Genomic DNA, 21343 nt, shown 5'->3' with positions numbered 1-21343 from the left:
GTTTAGTGACAATCCGCATTGATAGGATTCAGGATATAATCTTTGTCCTGGGGAGGTTTTACAAAATAGGACGTTCCATAAACATTTCCGGGCCGGAAAAAATCTGTAGAAATAACCTGTGCACCACTGCTGAAGGCTGCTTTTGATCGGGTAAGGTCATTGACCTTGGCTTCATATGTTTCAATATCAGCTCTCGTTCGTACCATAAACCCCTGTTTCACCAGAGTCTGAATGTCCTGCTGCCGTACGATTGCATTATCTTTTAAAATAAAGGCTGCAAAACTGTCCTCCGGCTCACTTTCCATGAACATTAGTCTTTTTTCCAGAGAACCGTCAATAAGATAAGGGCTGTTTTTAGTAGACTGAGTTCCTGCACTTCCCGGTAACAGCATAAATATGAATTTTCCTCTGCTGTCTTCCGCTTTCGGCCAGTTATTGTGAACGACAGCCTCCCGCAGTGTAGGAAACTTCCCCTGTACTTCTTTAGGAGTAATGATCTTATCTTTCCCCAGATACTGTAAAATTTCCTGATCCAGATCATCGTAAGCTTTTTGGGTAAAGGGTAAAACCTGGGTAGAATTGGGGAAAATAGGAAATCCGGAGTCCTTAGCTTCCACCATAATAAATAGGGTCGTGTGCTGAGGATGCTGATCCGACCATTGCCGAAGTTCCTTAAGGGCATCTTTTAACGTCGGATAATGCGATCTGAAATCAATATCTGCCATATGCAGAAGCTTAAATCCGGGTTGGTCCAGGTCTTTGGTATTGTGCGGTGCCAGATCTTTTACGCCTTTCTCCTTTAAGACGCGGTAGGATGCCGGATGATTAAAGCGGTTGCCGTCCGGATCATAGTAAACGTCCAGCTCAAGCCCACGGAGGTTGGCATTAAGCTGCTCTGTAAAACCGGGATGATTATAATTGAGGGCCTCTGTAAAATCCATTCCGTTAGGATGGTATTCCTGGAATTTAGCTTTCTGCTCAGAGGACATTCCTGAACTGTATTTTGCCATCAGATTCTTGATAATAGGCGCTGCCAGATCCAATACTTTGGGATCTACCGGTTCTGCATAGGAATTATGGGTTCCTAATACCTGTATCTGGTTAATTCTGATGTTTTTACATTTTTCCTGGGCATGGAATAGCGAGGCTGCAGCTACTGCAGCAGTGTACATATACTTTTTCATAAAGTGGATAATTATTTTGTACTATTAAAAATTGAAATTAACGCCAAACTGGCCTCTTATTCCGGAATAGGAGAGGTTCTCAACTCTGGATTTTTCTCCCATATAATACCGGTTGGGCTCGTTGAAAATATTATTCAGTTCTACAAACAGTCTGATATTTTTATTGATGCTGTACGACGTAGAAGCATCTACCGTAAAGTTTTTATCAAAATGCTGATAATGATCGGGGCCGGCAGCTGTTCTTATTTCGCTGACGTAATCTCCCTTATAATTTCCAGCCAAACGGAGCATGAGCTTACTGGTTTCGAAAAATAATATGGTATTAAAAATATGCTTGGCCTGATTGGGAATGGTCGTTTTCATGGTTCCGGTCTGTTTTCCGTTTTCATAGACGGGCATTTTCATTTCGGAATTGATATAGGTATAATTTCCTTCAAAGCCAAGATGTTTCAGAAATCCGGGAAACCTTTCAAATCGTTTGGAGATTCCGATTTCGAAGCCGTATAGTTTTGCCCCTTCTAAATTTTTAGGAGTGGTAAAGGTGTACGGAAGCCCATTGATATTAAGGATAGACTGGTCTTTGTAGATCAGGTCGGTAATGTCCTTATAAAAAGCTCCGGCGGTGACCAAATCCAGTTTTCCGAAATAGTTTTCAAACATCAGATCGAAATTATTGGAAAAAGTAGGACTCAGCTGAGTATTTCCCTGGACGACAGTATTGGACAGATCATTGACAATAGTTCCTGGATTAAGGTCATTAAAATCAGGTCTGGCAAAAGATCTGGTGTATGCAGCTCTCAGTATTCTGTCTTTGGTCAATTTCCATTTCATATTGATCATAGGCAGAAATATATTATACTTTTTCCCATCTTTAATATCTTCTGCCACAGTTCCGGACTTATCGGAAACTACTTTCTTACCGTAGAAGGAAATGTCATTATATTCATTTCTTACACCGCCTACCAGCTGAAAGTTCTCATTGATCCGCCATGTGCCCATTACATAGGTTGCCCATACATTTTCTGTTCCTCTGTAGGAGCTGGTCATATTGGAATTGCTGTTCTTTCCGCTTACCTGCTGCAGTCCCAGAATATTTTGAGTGTCGGTATTATAAAATTGGTCAATCTGTCCGTTAGTAATCTGGTTGATCATGACTGACTGATAAGGATTACCGATAGGATTCATAAAACCTCCTTTAAAAGGAAAGGGTGTCTGTTCAAACTGGTTCATATAGCTTAACGGAGATCCCGGAATACCCAGTGCCGATTTCGGCATCCAAACCAATACAGCAGCATCAACTACTTTTTCTTTATTATTGAATTTTGTTCCGAATTGAAGTTTAAAATGCTCCGAAACGGTATATTTCAGATCCACCTGACCCCGAAGATCGGTTTCGCTGTTACGGTTCTGGCTGAGGATCACCTGATTCAGTTTTAGCTGGCTGGCAGAAACCGGGCTCTGATTATGAGGTAAGGTAAAGTCTGCTGGATCACCCGTTCCGCCTGGAGCATCCATGGCGAAATATTTTCTGCCATCAGAAGCCAGGCTTCCATAGGTCATAGGCTGTACAAAATTGATGATCGGGTAGCCTCTGTCATGGTCGTCTAAATTTTCCGGAGAATTAAATTTAAAACTTGATCTGGCTTTAGACAAAGACCAGTCTATTTCTAAACGCTGGCCAACCTGATGGTTCCCACCCACCTGCATGGAATATAAATCGGTAAGATAATCAGCATGTCTTGCCTGAAGAGTTACATTCTTAGAGTCAAAATTAAAATAGGTTTCCCGCACAGACTGTCCATCTTTGTATTGACTGTAGAGTCCTTTGAAGTACAATTTATTTTTACTGTTGATATCATAGTCCATTGCGTAATTGAATCCCAAAGTTCTTCTGTCTGCCAGATAATCACGAAGCTGTAACTGATTGATGGAATAGGATGCTGTCTGATCTGCTAAACCATAATTGAAAATATTCCGCATTTGGTCTATGGCACTTGACCGTTGCCATATCACCGCAGAGGAAATAAACTTCAGTTTTTCTGTAATTTTATTTCCATAAACGATGGAAGAGTTAAACGTCGGAGATTTGGACATATTTACATATCCGGTAGCATTACTTATGGCCAGTGTTTCTTTGTTGGGGGATGTTTTTGTAATGAAATCCACATTTCCGCCGATAGCGTCGCCATCAAGATCAGGAGTCAGTGCTTTCGATAAACGTACACTTTGTATAAGCTCAGAAGGGAAAATATCCATCTGGACTCCTCTGTTGGCATTATCACCACTTGCGCTCGGCATTCTGCTGCCATTCAATGTGGAAGAAGTCCATTGAACCGGAGTGCCTCTCACGGCAACAAAACGTCCTTCCCCCATATCCCTTTCAATAGAAACTCCCTGCATGCGCTGTACCGCATCTGCAGCATTACGGTCCGGTAATTTCCCGATAGCATCTGCGCTCAGAACTTCCGTAATGGTGTTAGAGTTTTTCTTCATGGTAATAGCCCGGGCCTGTGACGCTTTATAAGCGCTGGTGACCACTACTTCCTGAATGGCATTCTCTTTCGCTTTTTTTTCGCCTAGGCTGATCAAGCCCAGATCAACCGCCTTCTTATCAGCGACTATAAAAGGTAAATATATACTTTCGTAGCCTGTATATTCAATAATCAGTCTGTAATTTCCGTCAGGAATATTGCTTAATACAAAAGACCCGTCCGTATTCGACGTTATTTTTTCTGCTTTATTTTCTATATAGATTAAAGCATTAGGCAGGTTTCCCTGCTGATCAGCCACAACACCATGTACTGTGGTTTGGGCCATCGCAAAGCCCCCGAGAAAAAAGCCAGCTGCAGTGGTTAAAAAAAATCTTCTTCGTAACATTTTATAAATTTTGCACAAAGATGTTTTCCCTGAGAAAGAATTCAGTTCATTTAAATTTTAACAGACTTGTTTAGATTTGAATATTATTTAATGTGTTGATTTTTAGTTATTTGTGTTTGTTAAATAATTGTAATATAGAATTAGACCGTTATATAACATGATCTGTTGGCAGGCAGTTGAATTCTTTTTTGAAATATTTGTAAAAGGTGGATTTGGACTTAAATCCGCATTGGTAGGCGAGGTCTGTAACATTGGAATCAGGCTCTTTTTCCTGCATGCGTTTGAACTGTAAAACACGGTTACGGTTGGTATATTCATGAAAGTTGGAAGAAAGATATTGGCTGAACGTAATGGTAAGATCGGTTCTGGAAATAGATAAATACTGTGAAAGCTGCTCCAGGGTAAAGTCTTCATCCAGATAGATAATGCTTTTGTCATAAAATTCCTCTATAGAAGATTTTACCTTCTCAAAATCTATTTTGGAAAGATCCTTATATTGATATTTTTCCTTAAATGGAGTTTCTTCAATGATTGTAAGTGTTTCTTTCTTCTGCTGTTCGTGGTACGTTAAAATATAAACGTACAATATCCAGGCGAACTGGATTAAAAATGAAAGGTTATACATTTTTTGAAACAGAAGAATATCCAGCCCTAATTTGTAGCTTGACCAGAAAGCCAAGACACTCCCTAACACAAAAGATAAAAATAGCCGGAATTTTTTTTATAAAAAGGTTTTCGATCTTTTTTTGATACAGGGACAACAAAACAATACAGATGACGAGACTTCCTGTCCAATAATGAATATAATAATTGGCAAAATATTTTGAGTACAAGCCTATAACTAGATCTCCTTCTTGGTAACCGAATAATTTTGCTGACAATCCAAAGGTATGGATGAGAACGATCAGAGAGAAAGGGTAGAGCAAGTATTTCAGTTTATCCCGGTGTTTGAAATTAATCAGATAAAAAGTAATGTACAGAAATATCAAACCTTTAAAAACTCTGAGACTGCCCGGTATTTCATAAAGAACAGATTCATAGCCGAATCTTTGGATGATAAAATATTCGTAGCCCATATCCACTACTACGGTCACAATGTAGAGCAATAGCATATTGTGAAAAGACTTTCTGTTCTTGGCAAGACAGAGTAAGACAGCCAGCGTAATTACAGCCTGTAGGATGACAACCATTAAAATGTACAACATAGCCAGTTTAAATCTGCCCAAAATTATCAATAAACAGGAAGGATGCTTTTAACGGATCATTAAATTTTTGGTATTTTTATAAAAAGTTTTCAGGGACTCATATTCATCTTCAAAAGTATAAGTATTCAATCAGTAATTATTTAGTTTTAAATTAAAAGTAAACAGCAGGTATGAAATTGAAATTAGGGATCCTGGATCAATCTCCAGCCATTGAAGGGGGAAGCTCACTGCAGGCATTGAAGAACAGCATTGATCTGGCAGTGTTTGCTGATAAAGCAGGATTTCATAGTGTAATCTATTCCGAACATCATGGCGTGGATGCGTATGGAAGCTCAAGTCCTGAAATCCTGTCTGCTGTGATATTAGGTAAGACTCAACGTATCAAAGTAGGAACCGGAGGGATTATGATGAAAAACTATTCAGCCTATAAAATTGCCGAATGGACCAAAATGCTGGGCAGTCTTTATCCGGAACGGTTTATTCTGGGTTTGGGTAAAGCTCCGGGAGGTTTAAAGGATGCTGTATCCGCATTGAATAACCACCGACCCGTTGTCTTATCTAGTCAGGAAACAAAACTTGAAGAGATCATACAATATATTAAAGAAGAAAAAGGAATCTACGACGGACTTATTGCCCAACCCACAGCCGTTGCTCAGCTGCCTGAGATCCTGTGGCTAGGTTCCGGAATTCAATCTGCCAGAGAAGCCGCAATGCATGGAGTAGGCTATTCATATGCAGATTTCATGGGAGGCGGGCAGGAAACGGAAAGTACTGAGACTTACTTAAATGAATTTAACAGAAATCAATACAGTTCCACTCCTTCGTTGCAGATAGCGGTTGCTGCATCTGTTGCCGGTGATTTAAAAATAGCCAGATACAATGCCTACGGAATGGCATATCAGTTTCTGCAGGCCCGGCATATCCAGGCGCCCGAAGCTCTTCTCCCAGCTGCAATAATTGAACAGAGAATAATGGGAAGCGAAGATGAAGAGGAATTCTTTAATATTCTGGATCATATCATTGTGGATACACCCGGAAATATTTCAGAAAGGCTACAGGAAAAGGCTCAGGATTATAATACAGATGAACTTTTGATTCTCTGCAATATGTACAGAGAGAAAGACCGGATAGATACCTATAAAAGTATTATATTGGGCAATTAATATTCAACCCATCTCATGAGCTATAATATTCAGTTATTCAGTATCAAAACAAAAGAAAAAGAACAGGAAGCCGATGACGACAGCTTTTTTGACCGTGAAGACAACCTTGTTCCCTTGACTGAAGAGCAGATTGACGGATTAAAAGAACGTCTTTTAAGATATAAATATCAACTGGTAAGAAAAGATGATGCCGGAGTCCATTTCAACCACCCGGACGAAGATTTCGGAACGGCTTTACTTACCGAAAGAGGACTGTATTTCAATGCAAGTCTGAGTGAAAGTTCCATTTTTGAAGTAGGAATGACCGCATCAGAATTTACAGATACCGGTGAATTCGCAAAATATGATCCTCAGAACGAAGGCTGGGAAGAATTTTAGTCTCAGATATATCAGTTTTCAGGATTAAATTTATGGAAATATCTGCTTTATAAATTCTTTCAAAGTAATTTTCACTAAAATTTTCTACTTTTGGAAGTTGCTGAAAAATGCTTTGAATTATGGACAAATCTTCACTTAATATTTATTTTCATTCTTTATTCGATATTAAAGAAGAAGTTGTTGAGAAAATCACTGAGACATTCGGTCACTTTGAGCTAAAAGCGAATGAAGTTTTGTTGAACAAAGATGAGATCAGTACCAGAACATTTTTTCTGGAAAAAGGGTATGTCCGTTCTTTTATCCTTAATGAGGACAACGAAGAAATTACAACGAATATCTACGCAGCGCCCTGCTTTGTGAATGATTTTCTGTCGTTTTTCAGACAGCAGCCCGCTAAAGAAACCTACCAAACCATTACTGCCTGCTCTTTTTGGGAAACGGGACTGAAAAACGTACAGCACAACTTTCATAATATTCCGGAATTCAGGGAGTTCAGCCGGCTTCTTTTCGTTCTCAATTATTACAGCATTCATGACCGACTGATAGAAATGGCCAGCCAGAAAGCTTCTACACGATATTTTAACCTGATGAAAAAGCATCCTGATATTTTCCAGTTTGTTCCTCTGAAGATCATTGCTTCCTACCTGGGAATTAAAGACAGCTCATTAAGCCGTATCAGAAGAGAAATTAATAAAATATAATTTCTTTTCATTTGTCAAGTGATCGTTTAAAATTTGAAACCCATCTTTGTTAAAAATAAATTTATGAGCAAGAAACATATTGCAGTACTTGGATTGGGTGGAGTAGGCGGATATTTCGGTTTTAAAATAAATCAGGAAAATGAAGCCTCAAAAAAATATAAAGTGAGTTTTGTAGCAAGAGGAGAAACCTATCAAAAGGTAAAAGAAAACGGACTGGTTCTTCTCTCGCCTGAGCATCCTATAGATCATACCCGCCCCGATGCTGTAGAGCAGAATATCAGTGACGTGAAAAATGCAGACTTAATATTGATTTGTGTAAAAGAATATGATCTCGAGAATATCTGCCGTCAGCTTAAAGAGGTGATCAGCAGTGAAACAGTACTGCTTCCCATGATGAATGGTGCGGATATTTACGAAAGAATTAGAAAAATAATTCCTGATAACGTTATTCTTCCGACCTGTCTGTATGTTGCTTCCCATATCAAAGAAAAAGGAATTGTAGAGCATAAGGGAAAAGCAGGGAAAATGATTGTAGGAAGAGATCCTGAACATTTTTCTGCGGATGTGGATTGGATCGTTGATATATTGAAAGAAAGTAAAATTGATTTTGATTTTAAAGATAATTCGCTGGCAGATATTTGGACGAAATATATTTTCATTGCCAGTTTCGGATTGGTGACAGCTAAACATAATTCTTCTATTGGAAAGGTATGCACGGATGAAAATCAGAGAACTGAAGCTTCTGAAATCATGAAAGAAATAAAAATGATTGCTGACAGAAAAAGAATTGTTCTGGATGAAGATATTATTCAAAAGACATTTGAAAAAGCAGCTACATTTCCTTTCGAAACTCCAACCTCTCTGCAACTTGACGTGAATTCCGGAAAAGAAAATAATGAACTTGAATTATTAGGAGGTGCCGTTTTGAATTTTGGAAAAGAATTAGGCATAGAGACGCCTTCCACACAAAAAATTTATAATGAAATAAAAGCCTTGTAAATTGCTGGCAGATCTTGGCTAAAGACGAATAATAAGCTGAAAGCGGGTCTATTCCCGCTTTATATTTGTTCACAATTGGATGAGTTCACTTATTTAAGAATGAAGGAACTTCTGCCGGCTGAATAAAATATCATCAGTTTCACGGTGTTCGGGATCGTCTACGCAGCAATCTACCGGGCAAACTGTTTTACACTGCGGTTCCTCATGAAATCCTTTACATTCCGTACATTTTCCAGGAACAATATAATAGACGTCATCAGAATAAGCCTGTTGATAAGCCTCAGCATCTGCTTCCGTGCCATCCGGAAAGACCACTTTCCCGGAAAGTTTTGTTTTGTCCTGCCATCTCCAGTCAATAGCGCCTTCATAGATCGCTGAATTAGGACATTCAGGTTCGCAAGCTCCGCAGTTGATGCAAGCATCAGTTATTGTAATAGCCATATAGTATATTTTTGAAGGTTTAAAAGAGATTTCTCCTGACTTATTAGGGCTCGAGAAATCTCCGTCTCAACATAACTTAAATGAAAAAACAATTGGTTGTAATTCTACTATATCTTTCCTATTCTCTTGGTAGTTGCAATGCCGATCATCTTATCAAATTTAGCAGAATATAAAGAAGATATTTTTGTAGAATCTTCCGGATCAAATAATGCTGTTCTGATAATAGGTATGCTGAAAGGAAGAGGCCATGCCCGCAGAGATTTGGCAACAGCGTCCATCGTATTGATGCCCTGCATAGCCTGCAGACCATCTGCCCAGCAAACCAACCCTACCGTTTTATCCGTGAGATAAGGCTGATAATGATTGGCCGTAACCTCAAGCCAGTCAAGACAATTTTTCATTGCTCCCGGAATGCTTCCGTGATAAAGCGGAGCCATCCAGAAATGAATCTCTGCTTCCAAAAACAGTTGGGACATGCGTTCTACAGCCAAAGGAGTTTTAGTAAGACTAGTGTCGAAAAGTGGAATCCCTGAATCTGCCAGTGTAAAGATCTCCGCCTGGAAATCTGATTGCTTCAGCTTTTCCGCAAAATATTGTGAAACCCGTCCGGAAGTAGAGTCAGGTCTTTTTTCTAAAGAACCGTTAAATATAAGTGCTTTCATTGCTTTTAACTTTTAAAAATTACTTTTGGAAGGCCTATTTCACCATACATCAAAGTTTTGACCAAAGGTTTCAGAAGCCCGGCTGCCAATAAGTACAGGGAAGGATCATGATCAGCTTTTGCCCGAACCACAACCTTCTGATTTTTATAGGATCTCAGGTCTGCATACATAAGACGGCGTTTCCAAAGGTCCAGCAAAACCGTTTCTGCATTATTTAAATCTGCATAAATAGCGTAAGGAGATAATTTCTCCATCAGCATCATAAATGCCCACGGCGGAATAATAGCATCCGTAGAGCAGATGATTCCTACAGCTTTTTCGTTGTATACAGAAAAGTCTACAGCAGCAATGGATTCTTTAAATTCCTTCTCCTTCACAATCATTCCCATGAAAAGATGGTCTTTGATATCCAGTTCTACAATTTCTATAGTTGGCCTATAGTCTGAAAGATCGAGGGCAATGATTCCGGATGCTTCTGCTTTATTGATGAATATTTTCTGATCCATAATTGATTTTGTAATCAATATTAAAGTTAGTTATTTAATTTTTGAAAGGGCTTCCTCGTATTTTCTCTCTACGGCTGACCAATTTAAAACAGACCAGAATGAATCCAGATAATCCGCTCTTTTATTCTGGTAAGCTAAATAATAGGCATGTTCCCATACGTCAATTCCAAGAATCGGAAACCCTCTGTTGACCTGTTGGATATCCATCATCGGGTTGTCCTGATTGGCCGTAGAAGTTACAGCCAGCGAACCACTGAATTTTACGAACAGCCATACCCATCCGGATCCAAACTGTCCAAAACCTGCTTTTTTCATTTCGGTTTTAAGGTTTTCAAGGCTTCCAAAAGTAGAGTTGATAGCCTCTGCCAGCTTTCCTTCAGGATTTAACTGAGGTTGTGGAGAGAGAATTTCCCAAAATAATGAGTGGTTGAAATGCCCGCCGCCGTTATTTCTTACAGCAGGGCTGTATTCACTGATCCTTTGTAGTATAGAATCCAGGTCGGCAGAGGTTTCTTCTGATGCCTTCAATGCTGCATTCAGATTATCCACATAAGCCTGATGGTGACGCTGATGATGAATGGTCATGGTTTCTTTATCTATAAATGGTTCCAGCGTATCGTAAGCATAAGGAAGCTGAGGAAGTGTAAATGTGTTCATTGTTTTTATTTTTTTATTAATGCGTTTCAAAGTTAGTTATATATTTTAATAAAACAACTTTGTTGTTGTTTTATTAAATCTAATAACAGATATTTAAATACCTGAAAATGATTGATTTAATATTTAAAATTAGAGATTATAGAAAATGACTATATTTGTTGTTGTAAATAAAACAACTAAAATATTGTAAAATGAAGAAGCCGGCAGCAGACCGAATCCTGATGTTTTTAAAGATGAGAGGCGAGGCGACATCGTTTTTGATCTCTAAAGAACTCTCCATAACAAAGGAGGGTGCAAGAAAGCATTTACTGAATCTTGCTGAGGAAGGACTCATCCGTTCTGTCTCAAAAAGTGAGGGAGTCGGGCGTCCCACAACTTACTATACCCTGACAGAAAAAGGATTGTCGCAGTTTCCTGATTCCCATGCCGATGTAACTGTACAGATTCTCAGGTCTGTAAAAAATCTTTTGGGAGAAAATGCAATGGACCTTCTGATTAATGACAGAGAAAAAAATATGTACGAACGCTATGAAAAAGCCTTGGTAAAAGCAGAATCCTTAGAACATCGGTTAGAAATATTGGTACAGGTCCGAAGCGAGGAAGGCTATATGGCAGAATGGACAAAAGAAGGCAATGAGTATTTTCTCATAGAAAACCACTGCCCGATATGTGCCGCCGCCACAGAATGTCAGGGATTCTGCCGTGCAGAGCTTTCCAATTTCCGAAGCCTGATCGGCAAAGAGTACCAGGTGGAAAGAGTAAATCATATTCTTTCCGGCGGTCAGCGTTGTGTGTATAAAATTACTGGCTGATTTTTAGATAAAAGACAAAAGATTTCGTTGCTTAAATTCAATAGGAGCGGGCTTTAACCCGCTCAAAAAATATCTCAGTTAGCCAAAATCTAAACTGAGAATCCTGGCATGAATTATCAGATCCAATTCTCAATAAGATGAAGCCAGCATGCTTTTTCCTCCCGGATCACAAAGACCGCTGATGATTTTCTATGTGTTACCGCAGCTCCGGTTGTTTGGATCTCGATATATGATGCTAATCCATGGTTTTCTGTAGTTTGAACCTCAATATTTTCGATAACAATGTTGCGTTCCGAAAACTTACCGTATACTCCCGGAAGCCATTCGGAAAATGCAGCTAAAGATATGGTATCACCGTTGCCTGTGACCATTTTAAAATCTACATCAAATCCGGACAGAAGTTTTTTATAAAGAGTATTCTGATCTCCTTCTCCACGAAACCACGCTTCAATATCTTTGTGGAATCCCCTGATTTCTGTAATGATTTTTTCTGTGTTATTCATAAGTTTAAATATATAATTGTTGTTAATAAAAACGGCATAAAATCTATTCATTATAATTTAATTATGCTTCAATAGCTTTTTATTGATAAAAATTCCCACGACCTGGACAATTGCAATCATTAAAGAAGCCAAAGCAAAAGCTCTCGGGAACCCTAAAAAATCTATAGTACTGAAAAATACGGTTCCGATAATGGTGCCACCGGTTACGCTGCCGACCTGTATGCTTATACTGATCAGTCCTGAAGCCTGACCTGCTTTTTCTTTTCCTAATAGTGTTATAGCCTCCCGCATCATCACAGGCATGATAATACCGTGACCCAGTCCTGCCAAAAACAAACTGATATCCATTCCTATTGAAGGTTTTTCCTGAAGATAAATGAATACTGAAGCCAGTGAGAATCCTGAAATCAGCAATCCTAACCCAGTAAAGATCATGGTGTATGAAGAACGTTTTATTCTGGAAATAAGCAATGGCCCAATAAAGAAAGCCAGTCCGTAGGGAATAATAGTAAGACCAGTATCTACAGGGTTCCAGTTCAGAAACTGCTGCAGATAATACGGATAACAGATAAACAGCCCTGAAGTAAAATTATAAAAGAAAATAATAAACAGACATAAAACAAACGGTTGATGCTGCAAAAGACTAGGATCTATCAGTACAGGTTTGTTCTTTCGCATGGCCTTAATTTCATATCTGTAAAATACAGCAAGTAGTAAAAGTCCGGTAAGTAAAACCACAAAGATCCACCACGCCCAATGGTATTTCCGTCCGAAAATAATAGGGCATATGAACATTAATAATGAGGTGATTAGTAATAGTGCTCCTGTAAAATCAATATTCTGTTTCTTTTCTTCCCGGTTATTGTCCATGGTAAAGTGAATACCTATGATACAAAGCAGCGTAACGGGAACATTGACTAAAAATACCAATTCCCATGAAAATGCAGCCCAGTGTTGGTTAAGCAGAAAACCGCCTAACAATTGCCCTGCAACAGAAGCCAGTCCAAAAACAGAGCTGAATATGCTGACTGCTTTAGGCTGCTCGCTGCTGTTGAACAAAATCCTGATAGATGCTAAAACCTGAGGCGCCAGAAAAGAAGCTCCAACCCCCTGGAACATTCGGGAAATAATAAGAAATGTAATGTTCGGAGAGAAAGCGCACGCAAGAGAAGAAAGTAAAAAAAGGTACAATCCCAGGGTAAATATTTTCTTTCTGCCGTATAAATCTCCCAGGCGTCCTCCACAAACCACAAGCGCTGCATAAGTAAGCCCGTAAATGGCAACAACCATTTGTAGCTGATGATCACTGGCCTCAAAAGCTTTTTTAATGGAGGGAAGTGCCATATTGACTATAAAATAATCGAGTGGTGAAAGAAAGGCTCCTGCTGTCAGATAACCAAGTGCCTGCCATCGTTTGGGGTAGATGTTCATTTTTTTCTGCAAAATTAGCCGCTTATTATACCTGTAAAATTGTACTTTTGGAGGAAAAATAAGTACTCAATCATGAAAATGTTACAGGTTGAACGCATTGATGTAAAGGAAATCAGGATTTGCAGCGAAAAAATAGCTCTCAAAACAAAAGCTTTTCTTTCACTGGTTTATGTTCTGAAGGGTTGCGGAACACTCACGTATGACGAACGAACTATTACATTCGGGGAATCGAAGCTTTTTATTATTCCCCAGCATCAGCTGTATCATTTTGAAAGTAATGATGCCCAGTTGATCATTATAGAATGCCCGATTGAGTTTATAGATAAAATAAGACTGGAAGCTGACCGTATAGAAAGCTGCGAAAACCTTTACAAACTGCAATATATCAGTAATAACTTCCATGCGAGGGCAGGATGTGTATTCGGTAGTAAGGATGATGAAAGTTTTGCTGAGACCCTTATTATACAGATTTCAAGAGAGTATAAAAATAAAACCGATGATTATCTGATTATCAGGAACTGCATTTCCATCCTGCTGAATCTTATCGCACGGAATATCATTGACAGCGAAACCTCCGATCTGCAGCAGAACAGAAGATCTTTTTCCATCATGAAAATCATTACTTATATTCAGGAACATGTAAAAGATAAAGAAAAGACGAGGATTCATGCCATAGCAGATCATTTCGGGATTTCAAAGAATTATTTCGGAGAATACTTTAAGCAGCATACAGGAGTTTCCTATCAGGATTATCTGCTGGATTACCGTCTGAAATTGGTTGAAACTTATTTGAAATACAGCAGTGTCCGTTTAAGTGAAATTGCATACGAACTTCAGTTCAGTGATGAAAGCCATCTTTCGAAACTTTTCAAGAAGCACAGGAATATGACGCCTAAAGAATACAGAAAGAATCTTTTGATTAAACCAGATCAGGAGAAAATTTAGGCTGAAAGAGGGAAAAATAAGAAAGGAAGTGCTAAGACTATAATTACTATGGCTAACTTCCTTCTTCAGGCATCCGGCTTCCATCCCCAATTTAATATTTCGTCAGTATTTCCATCAGCATCAGGATAGATACCAGTTTTTTAGAAGACTGGTATTCCGGGTTCAGCTGTTCCCTTATTTCTCCCAAAGCTTTGCTTAATTTATTACTTACCGTCTTATTGCTGATGCCCAGAGCTTCTGCAGTTTCATCAACAGACATATTTCTTCTGATTCTCATATCATACACGCTCTGTTCTGTCGTGGGAAGCTGGGAAACTACCTCATCAATCATTGATAATAAAGCAGAGATCTCATTTTCTTCAAGAATTTCAAAATATTCCGTATCGGATATATTCATTTCGTCGGTAGAATCAAATTCATCAATACTAATGGTAGACGGTATCTTTTTCGAACTGTTATAATGATCAATGATCCGGTAATGAAGATAACGCAGGAGGTAGCCTTTTGCACTTTCTGTGTCATCGGTCTGTATAGACGCCGTATTTTCCAGTATCTTTATCCAGAGGTTCTGCAGCAGTTCTTCAGACATCTCTTTATCTCTCGTCCTCGTGAAAACAAAACGGTAAAGACTGTCCCAATACCGCTCATAGAACAGCATGAATGCAGGACGGTCACCTGACTTTATCTTCTTTAATATCGTATAGTCTGTAAGCATCATATCGTTGTTACAAAATTACCTAAAGGAAAATTAACTTTTTATGAACTTTGGGGATTCTAAGATTAATTATTTCTGAAAGATATCCCCGAAATGTGAATCAAATGTTGAGAAAGCAGTAGAATGGGTTAAAAATGTTAACAAGTTGGTTTTAATGTTAATACAATATTAAGAACCACCTGGGGAAGTTTTTCATTTTCACAGTCTTATAGATAGAAGTATCTGTGAATACATGAAATATTTTATGAAAAGCCAAAAAAATAAGAATACTGCAGCTTTTGTTTTTAAGCTCTGGCAAAGGGAAGTTTCCGAGGGGGAAATCTCAGAAAAAGAAAATGAAATTTTAAACCAGTGGAAAACCCGGGCAGAAAAAGACCTGGACAGAATCCATATGAAGGAATCCAAAGAAAGGGGTTTATCTGCACTGGAACTGTATTTTATTAAGCCTGCCAAAGAAGCTCCTGTTCATTCACTAAAAAAATATATATACACAGCTGCGGCATCAATTGTACTTCTGTTGTCGCTGGGAGGAATCCTTTATACTGCTTTTTTTAAACCGGATATCTATACTTCGGGATCGGAAAACCGTAAAGTTTACCTGGCAGACGGTTCGGTTGTAACGTTGCTAAAAGGTGCAGAGCTTACAGTCGATAAGTCATTTCCTGCTTCCACAAGAATTGTGAATCTGAAAGGAGATGCCGTTTTTTCTGTCGCTAAATCAAAAAACCATCCATTTATTGTACATGCAGACGGTTTCAGTACCAAAGTCCTGGGAACTGTTTTTAAAATTTCACAGTCCGGGAATGATAAATCTGTACAGCTTTATGAAGGAAAAGTTGCTGTTTCTTATGCCGGAGTTCCGGTTTCTTACCTGAAGCCTAACCAGAAGTGGACGAATTTCGGGATAACCCATACCGCTGCCGTGATTTCACTTATAACAGAAAAAAAATTAGGAAAACAGAAAACAGAACTGGTGTCATTAAGCTTCAACGATGTTTCCTTTAAAGAAGTGGCAGATGTGATGCAGAATAATTACAGAATCAAAATCGTGTATCCCAAAGAAACGGCTGAAAAGAGGATAACAGCAGATTTCACAGGAGGATCAGCTGATGAAAATATGGAAGCGCTGGCCTTTATACTGGGACTTGAAGTACATAAAGAAGATCATATATACACCCTGAAGAAATAACCTACATAGAATTAACACTAAAAGAAAATAAAACTTTTAAAAGAGAAATTGAACATATGAAAAGATTGAAATGTGGTCTTACCGTTGCGGCAGTATTCTTTACAGTAGCAGCTGAAGCTCAGGAACTGGTTCAGAAAGTATCATTTTCAGTGCCTGCAAGCAGACCTCTTATTGAGGTTCTGGAAGATTTTGCAGGAAAAACAGGAATGAGGCTGGCCTATTCTAAAATGGATATTAAAGAGCTGAAGGTAAAAGGCGTAAAATGTGAGAATACTTCTGTCAATAACTGTCTTAAAGATATTACAGACGGGCTTCCGGTGGCATTCCGCCTTCGTGGAGATCTTATTTCAATAAAATATGAAGGAACTGGCATTTCGGTAACGGGAGACGGAAGGATCACCGGAAAGATTGTAGATGAAGTAGGAAATCCTGTGGCCGGCGCTGAAGTGACGGTTGCTAAAAAGACTGTACTTACAGATAATAATGGAGATTTTGTGGTAGATCTGCCTTCCGGAATATATACTTTAACCGTAAAAGCTTCAAAATACAACCCGCTGCGCGTAGAAAAACTTTCAGTCCATACTAATGAAACCAATACAGTCTCATTTGCGATGAAGCAGGCTCCCGACAAAATAACGGACATCCGGGAAGTGGTGATTACCGGGACCCGAAAAGCAGATACGCAGGCCGGACTTCTCGCCCAACAGAAAAAAGCTGCCCAGATGAGCGACGGGATCTCTGCTGAGCAGATCGCCAAAACACCGGATAATGACGTAGGTGGAACCCTAAAAAGAGTAACAGGAATAACGACCATAGACAACAAATATGTAGTGGTTCGGTCTATGGGGGAACGCTGGAATACAGCAGCTATGGACGGAATTAACCTTCCGAGTACAGAAGCCTATAATCAGAACTTCTCATTTGATATTATTCCCACTGCCATGGTGGAAAGCATTGTAGTAAGCAAAACGGCAACACCGGACATGAATGCCAGCTTTGCAGGAGGTTATGTTGAAGTAAGAACCAAAGATATTCCCAATGAAAATTTTACGACAGTAAGCACGGGAACTTCTTATAATGACCAGTCGGCGTTTAAGGAATTCCTGACCCGTAAACGTGGAAAATACGATTATTTCGGGTATGATGACGGCACAAGAGATTTTCCCAAAGGTCTTGAAGCTACAGACTGGAACAATCCTTTGTTTTTTGAACAGTCTAAAAGATTCAAAAATGATAATTTTTCCACCTTCAGTACAACAGGGGACATGGGATCCAATATACAGGTAGCATTGGGAAGATCATTTGCCCTAAAAAATAATAACAAATGGGGTTTTGCAGGAGCATTTACGGTAAGAAATGAGCAGAATACGTTAGACATCGATCATACGGGGAGAGGAAACTGGCTGGACACCACAGCGCCATATGATCCTAACTGGCAGGCAAATGGAACAAGCCCGATTGTATTTTACAATTTCAAAAATAAAGGAGCTTCATACAATTATAACTCGACATTAGCAGGAATGCTGAATTTCGGACTGCAACTTGGGAAAAACAGAATTTCCTTCCGTAATTCCTACACTCATATTTATGATAATACCCTGACAAGAATAACCGGCTGGAACGAATATACAGGAGGAAGCGGAATGGCTGCCAATGCTGAAGCATCCTATAATTATTTCTACAACGGAATTATCCCTAATAATAATCCTTCACAGATCAAGGATCTAGACAAACCCTATACCGACAATACCAATTATCCTATCTACCAGACGCTTTTGCAGAACAAGCTTGAGGGAAACCACAAAGTTGGAAATGCAGAAATTAACTGGTTTGCTGCAAGAACAGGAGTGAAATCTGATACCAAAGATTATACGCAGTACCTGAGCCAATATGATTTCATTGGAGGTGAAATTCTTACCTATCATAATATATACAATTCAGCATCAAACTTTTACAGGGGATATATCGCCAATAAAGAAACAGATTATAATTACGGAGCTTCCCTTAAATGGAATTTAGATAAAGGAAATTTTAAAAATGACATTAAAGCAGGTTATGCTGGTGTTATAAAAAATAATACCAACCAGCAGGAGAAGTTTTTTTTAAGAGTGGATGAAAACAGAGATGTTCCGAATAATGTAAAAGGCCTTTTAACAATGTATGGTTCTCTGTCCCAATGGTTTGATGGCTCCAAATATGTTCCGGGAGGAATAGGCTGGCAAACCAGGCCGTTGTACAAGGATAACAAATATGAGGGGAAAGTAACTCAGAATGCCTTTTATGTTATGTTTGACAACCGCTGGAAGAATACATTCAGATTGGTTTGGGGAGTCCGTGCGGAATATTTTAAATACGATCTTATTTCTCAGCAATTAGATCTTTCGGATAATCAAACGGTTACAAAAGAGCCGATAGATGATAAACCGTGGCAGTGGATGCCTTCTGTAAATTTTACATATAGCCCCACCAATAAAATCAATGTAAGGCTTGCCTACAATAAAACGGTAATTCGTCCTCAATTCAATGAAAGAACAGGGCTTCCATATTTTGACCCGGTAGCCAACGGCTTGATTTATAATACGGAAATGACATCATCAGTCGTCAATAACTATGATTTCAAATTTGAATGGTTTCCGGGTCTTGGAGAAATATTCTCTGCCGGACTTTATTACAAGGACATCGACAGGCCTATTGAGCGTGAAGGACGTCTTTCGAACGAAGGAAACCTCTTCCTTTACAACGGAAACTCTAAAAATGCAAAGCTGAAAGGAGTAGAAGTGGAAGTCCGGAAAAACCTGGGGTTTATAGCTGAAGAATCTTTTCTGGAAAAGCTTTTTGTAAGCGGAAATTTCACCTATAACACGACAAAGATAATTGCTTTTAAAGATCAGTATAAAACAGGAGATAATGGGGAAACCTATGAAGTGGAAAGACCACTGTACGGACAGACTCCCTATGCTTACAATTTAGGAATGACCTATGATGGAGGCCGTTTTGGTGCCAGCTTTTTATACAATGCCAAAGGCGATCAGTATATCACGGTAGGATATGATTATAACGGAGAAGAAATACAGCGTCCTTATGCCGTAGCAGACGCCCAGCTTTCTTATAAATTCTTGAGAAACAGGAATCTGGAAGTGAAGTTTAATGTCAGAAACCTTTTCAACAGGGTGAAAGAGTTTTATAACAATTTCAATTCCTACTCAGTGCCGAATGGATCCGGGGGAAGCAACATATCTACAGACAGGGAGGCGTGGAAGCTTCTGCCGGGAGCCACTGACAAATACGACAAAGATATCGACAAGATTACATTCCGGGCTTATAGCGGAAGGATATTCGGCTTAAGCGTGAATTATACATTTTAAAGATATTATAAAAAACAATAAAAGAGCTCACTGATGCAATGTACAGGTTTCGGAATCCTGGGCACGAGCCGGATCAATACTGATGATGCGCACAGCAGTACCGGATCAGATAAAAACCGGACGCCGTTGTTTTTTCCGGACAGCAGCGGATAAACAGGAAACCCCGGCAGGACAGCTCCTCCTGAAATGCAGGGTGAAAATAAAACCAAATCGCAGGAATATAGAGGCGGATATTCCTAATATTAAAATTTCCGGTTATAAAAATAACATTACTGGATCTACTAAAAATTATAACAATGAAAAAACTAACTTTAATTGCTGCTGCAGCATTATCCCTTACTGCTTGTCAAAATGATCATTTAGCGGATTCTTCTACACCATTCGAAATGCAGTCTGCTTCTGCGGAATATATTACAGCTTCTTCACTTCCGGTAACAACCGTAAGTGGTGACATCACTACAAACACTACATGGAGCGGTGTGGTAGAACTTAACGGTATCGTTACAGTAAAAAATGGTGCTAAATTGACAATCCAGCCAGGAACTTTCATTAAAGCAAAACCAAACACTACGAATACACCTACAGGAGTTCTTGTGATTTCTAAAACTGGTAAAATAGATGCTACCGGTACAGCAACACAGCCGATTATTTTTACAAGTTATAAACTGTTAGATGGAGACGAAAATACAACGGCTGCTCCTGGTGACTTTGGTGGTGTGATTGTTTTAGGAGATGCACCTGCAAATACACCTGATACTAAAACTATCGAAGGATTAACCGGTTCTGATTTTTATTACGGAGGTACCAATGCTGCTCACAACGCAGGAATCTTGAAGTATGTTCGTATTGAATTCGCTGGATTCGATCTTTTAGCTCCAAACTCAGGAAATGAGATCAACGGTCTTACTTTAGGAGCTGTAGGAAACGGGACTACTTTAGACCACATCCAGGTATCTTACGGGAAAGATGACTCTTTCGAGTTCTTCGGAGGTACTGTGAATGCATCTAATCTTGTTTCTTTCGCTCCGGATGATGATAACTTTGATTTCGACAACGGATATACAGGAACAATTACTTGTGCACTTGCTTTAGCAGATAACAATTCTACACACAGTATTAGTGGTGGCGTTTCCGATACCAACGGTATTGAGCTGGATAACAACTCAACAGGTACAGCTACACCGCTTATTACAAATCCTGTGATCAACAACCTTACTATCGTAGGATCTCGTACTAATGTGTTATATTCTTCATCTACGCCTTCCGGACCACTATATGAAAATGGTATCCACATCAGAAGAGCAGGAAAATTAACATTAAATAACACTGTAGTAACAGGATATCCTACAGGAATCAAAGTAGAAGGAACAGGTTCTGAACTGTCTTCAGCTTCTTCTTTAAGCACAATCAAAGTACACGGATTTACAACTTCTGTTACAGGTACAGGAACTGCAGGAATCCCTGCTGCCAACCTACTGGTAGGAAGTACAGCTTCAGCTTGGGGAATGACTCAGCCATTCTTCAACGTAGGACCATGGAACGTGGCACCTAGAAACTGTGGAGACTTCCAGGGAACTTGGACGAAATATAACTTCTCTATTGTAGAATAA

At 39.2% G+C, this 21343-nt stretch carries 20 protein-coding genes; 10 read left to right on the top strand and 10 right to left on the bottom strand.

Annotation, left to right across the window (positions count from 1 at the left end):
• Positions 1–2: 2 nt before the first annotated feature.
• The 3 genes from ACMGDK_RS04335 to ACMGDK_RS04325 form a co-directional block, all read right to left on the bottom strand.
• On the bottom strand, positions 3–1184 hold the full coding sequence (locus ACMGDK_RS04335; protein WP_436806799.1) for a Ca2+-dependent phosphoinositide-specific phospholipase C: 1182 nt from the start codon (positions 1182–1184) through the stop codon (positions 3–5).
• A gap of 24 nt (positions 1185–1208) precedes the next feature.
• Positions 1209–4061: a TonB-dependent receptor gene (locus tag ACMGDK_RS04330; RefSeq protein ID WP_436806798.1), complete on the bottom strand. Its 2853-nt coding sequence runs from the start codon at positions 4059–4061 to the stop codon at positions 1209–1211.
• Positions 4062–4209: 148 nt separating this feature from the next.
• A complete protein-coding gene (locus ACMGDK_RS04325) occupies positions 4210–4686 on the bottom strand; it encodes a helix-turn-helix domain-containing protein (protein ID WP_436806797.1) in 477 nt (158 codons plus the stop codon).
• 265 nt (positions 4687–4951) lie between these two features.
• Between ACMGDK_RS04325 and ACMGDK_RS04320 the strand changes: the two genes are divergently transcribed.
• From ACMGDK_RS04320 to ACMGDK_RS04300, 5 genes are all read left to right on the top strand, one after another.
• Complete coding sequence (locus ACMGDK_RS04320; RefSeq protein ID WP_436806796.1) at positions 4952–5170, top strand: hypothetical protein; 219 nt, start codon at positions 4952–4954, stop codon at positions 5168–5170.
• A 266-nt stretch (positions 5171–5436) separates the two neighbouring features.
• Entirely contained in the window at positions 5437–6429 is a 993-nt protein-coding gene (locus ACMGDK_RS04315) for an MsnO8 family LLM class oxidoreductase (protein ID WP_436806795.1), read from the top strand.
• Positions 6430–6444: 15 nt separating this feature from the next.
• Positions 6445–6807, top strand: coding sequence for a hypothetical protein (locus ACMGDK_RS04310; protein ID WP_436806794.1), 363 nt, complete (start codon positions 6445–6447; stop codon positions 6805–6807).
• Between the two features lie 119 nt (positions 6808–6926).
• Positions 6927–7508, top strand: coding sequence for a Crp/Fnr family transcriptional regulator (locus tag ACMGDK_RS04305; protein ID WP_436806793.1), 582 nt, complete (start codon positions 6927–6929; stop codon positions 7506–7508).
• A 63-nt stretch (positions 7509–7571) separates the two neighbouring features.
• A complete protein-coding gene (locus ACMGDK_RS04300) occupies positions 7572–8507 on the top strand; it encodes a ketopantoate reductase family protein (RefSeq protein WP_436806792.1) in 936 nt (311 codons plus the stop codon).
• A 93-nt stretch (positions 8508–8600) separates the two neighbouring features.
• On the opposite strand, the gene ACMGDK_RS04295 is transcribed toward ACMGDK_RS04300, so the two are convergent.
• The 4 genes from ACMGDK_RS04295 to ACMGDK_RS04280 all read right to left on the bottom strand — a co-directional run bounded on the left by ACMGDK_RS04295 (position 8601) and on the right by ACMGDK_RS04280 (position 10773).
• Positions 8601–8948 (bottom strand): 4Fe-4S dicluster domain-containing protein, encoded by a 348-nt coding sequence (locus tag ACMGDK_RS04295; protein WP_436806791.1) that lies wholly within the window; start codon positions 8946–8948, stop codon positions 8601–8603.
• A gap of 107 nt (positions 8949–9055) precedes the next feature.
• Positions 9056–9610 (bottom strand): NADPH-dependent FMN reductase, encoded by a 555-nt coding sequence (locus ACMGDK_RS04290; RefSeq protein ID WP_436806790.1) that lies wholly within the window; start codon positions 9608–9610, stop codon positions 9056–9058.
• A gap of 5 nt (positions 9611–9615) precedes the next feature.
• The gene (locus ACMGDK_RS04285; RefSeq protein WP_436806789.1) at positions 9616–10116 is read right to left on the bottom strand and encodes a DUF2480 family protein; all 501 of its coding nucleotides are present in this window, start codon (positions 10114–10116) and stop codon (positions 9616–9618) included.
• Between the two features lie 30 nt (positions 10117–10146).
• Positions 10147–10773, bottom strand: a complete 627-nt coding sequence (locus tag ACMGDK_RS04280; protein ID WP_436806788.1) for a superoxide dismutase — start codon at positions 10771–10773, stop codon at positions 10147–10149.
• A gap of 191 nt (positions 10774–10964) precedes the next feature.
• Here ACMGDK_RS04280 and ACMGDK_RS04275 point away from each other — a divergent pair, with 191 nt between their 5' ends.
• On the top strand, positions 10965–11585 hold the full coding sequence (locus ACMGDK_RS04275) for a helix-turn-helix transcriptional regulator (protein WP_436806787.1): 621 nt from the start codon (positions 10965–10967) through the stop codon (positions 11583–11585).
• A 116-nt stretch (positions 11586–11701) separates the two neighbouring features.
• Here ACMGDK_RS04275 and ACMGDK_RS04270 read toward each other — a convergent pair whose 3' ends face one another.
• Entirely contained in the window at positions 11702–12088 is a 387-nt protein-coding gene (locus tag ACMGDK_RS04270) for a hypothetical protein (protein ID WP_436806786.1), read from the bottom strand.
• Positions 12089–12145: 57 nt separating this feature from the next.
• A complete protein-coding gene (locus ACMGDK_RS04265; RefSeq protein ID WP_436806785.1) occupies positions 12146–13519 on the bottom strand; it encodes an MFS transporter in 1374 nt (457 codons plus the stop codon).
• 72 nt (positions 13520–13591) lie between these two features.
• Between ACMGDK_RS04265 and ACMGDK_RS04260 the strand changes: the two genes are divergently transcribed.
• Complete coding sequence (locus ACMGDK_RS04260) at positions 13592–14464, top strand: AraC family transcriptional regulator (protein ID WP_436806784.1); 873 nt, start codon at positions 13592–13594, stop codon at positions 14462–14464.
• A 91-nt stretch (positions 14465–14555) separates the two neighbouring features.
• On the opposite strand, the gene ACMGDK_RS04255 is transcribed toward ACMGDK_RS04260, so the two are convergent.
• Positions 14556–15182, bottom strand: a complete 627-nt coding sequence (locus ACMGDK_RS04255) for an RNA polymerase sigma factor (protein ID WP_436806783.1) — start codon at positions 15180–15182, stop codon at positions 14556–14558.
• Between the two features lie 241 nt (positions 15183–15423).
• On the opposite strand from ACMGDK_RS04255, the gene ACMGDK_RS04250 reads away from it, so the two are divergent.
• From ACMGDK_RS04250 to ACMGDK_RS04240, 3 genes are all read left to right on the top strand, one after another.
• Positions 15424–16368 (top strand): FecR family protein, encoded by a 945-nt coding sequence (locus ACMGDK_RS04250; RefSeq protein WP_436806782.1) that lies wholly within the window; start codon positions 15424–15426, stop codon positions 16366–16368.
• Positions 16369–16424: 56 nt separating this feature from the next.
• On the top strand, positions 16425–19733 hold the full coding sequence (locus tag ACMGDK_RS04245) for a TonB-dependent receptor (RefSeq protein ID WP_436806781.1): 3309 nt from the start codon (positions 16425–16427) through the stop codon (positions 19731–19733).
• Between the two features lie 296 nt (positions 19734–20029).
• Entirely contained in the window at positions 20030–21343 is a 1314-nt protein-coding gene (locus ACMGDK_RS04240) for a beta-helix domain-containing protein (protein ID WP_436806780.1), read from the top strand.

This window comes from Chryseobacterium hilariae (assembly GCF_051400735.1).
GTDB lineage: Bacteria > Bacteroidota > Bacteroidia > Flavobacteriales > Weeksellaceae > Chryseobacterium.
The sequence above is the reverse complement of the archived record's forward strand: the minus strand, read 5'-3'. Positions and strand labels throughout refer to the sequence as shown.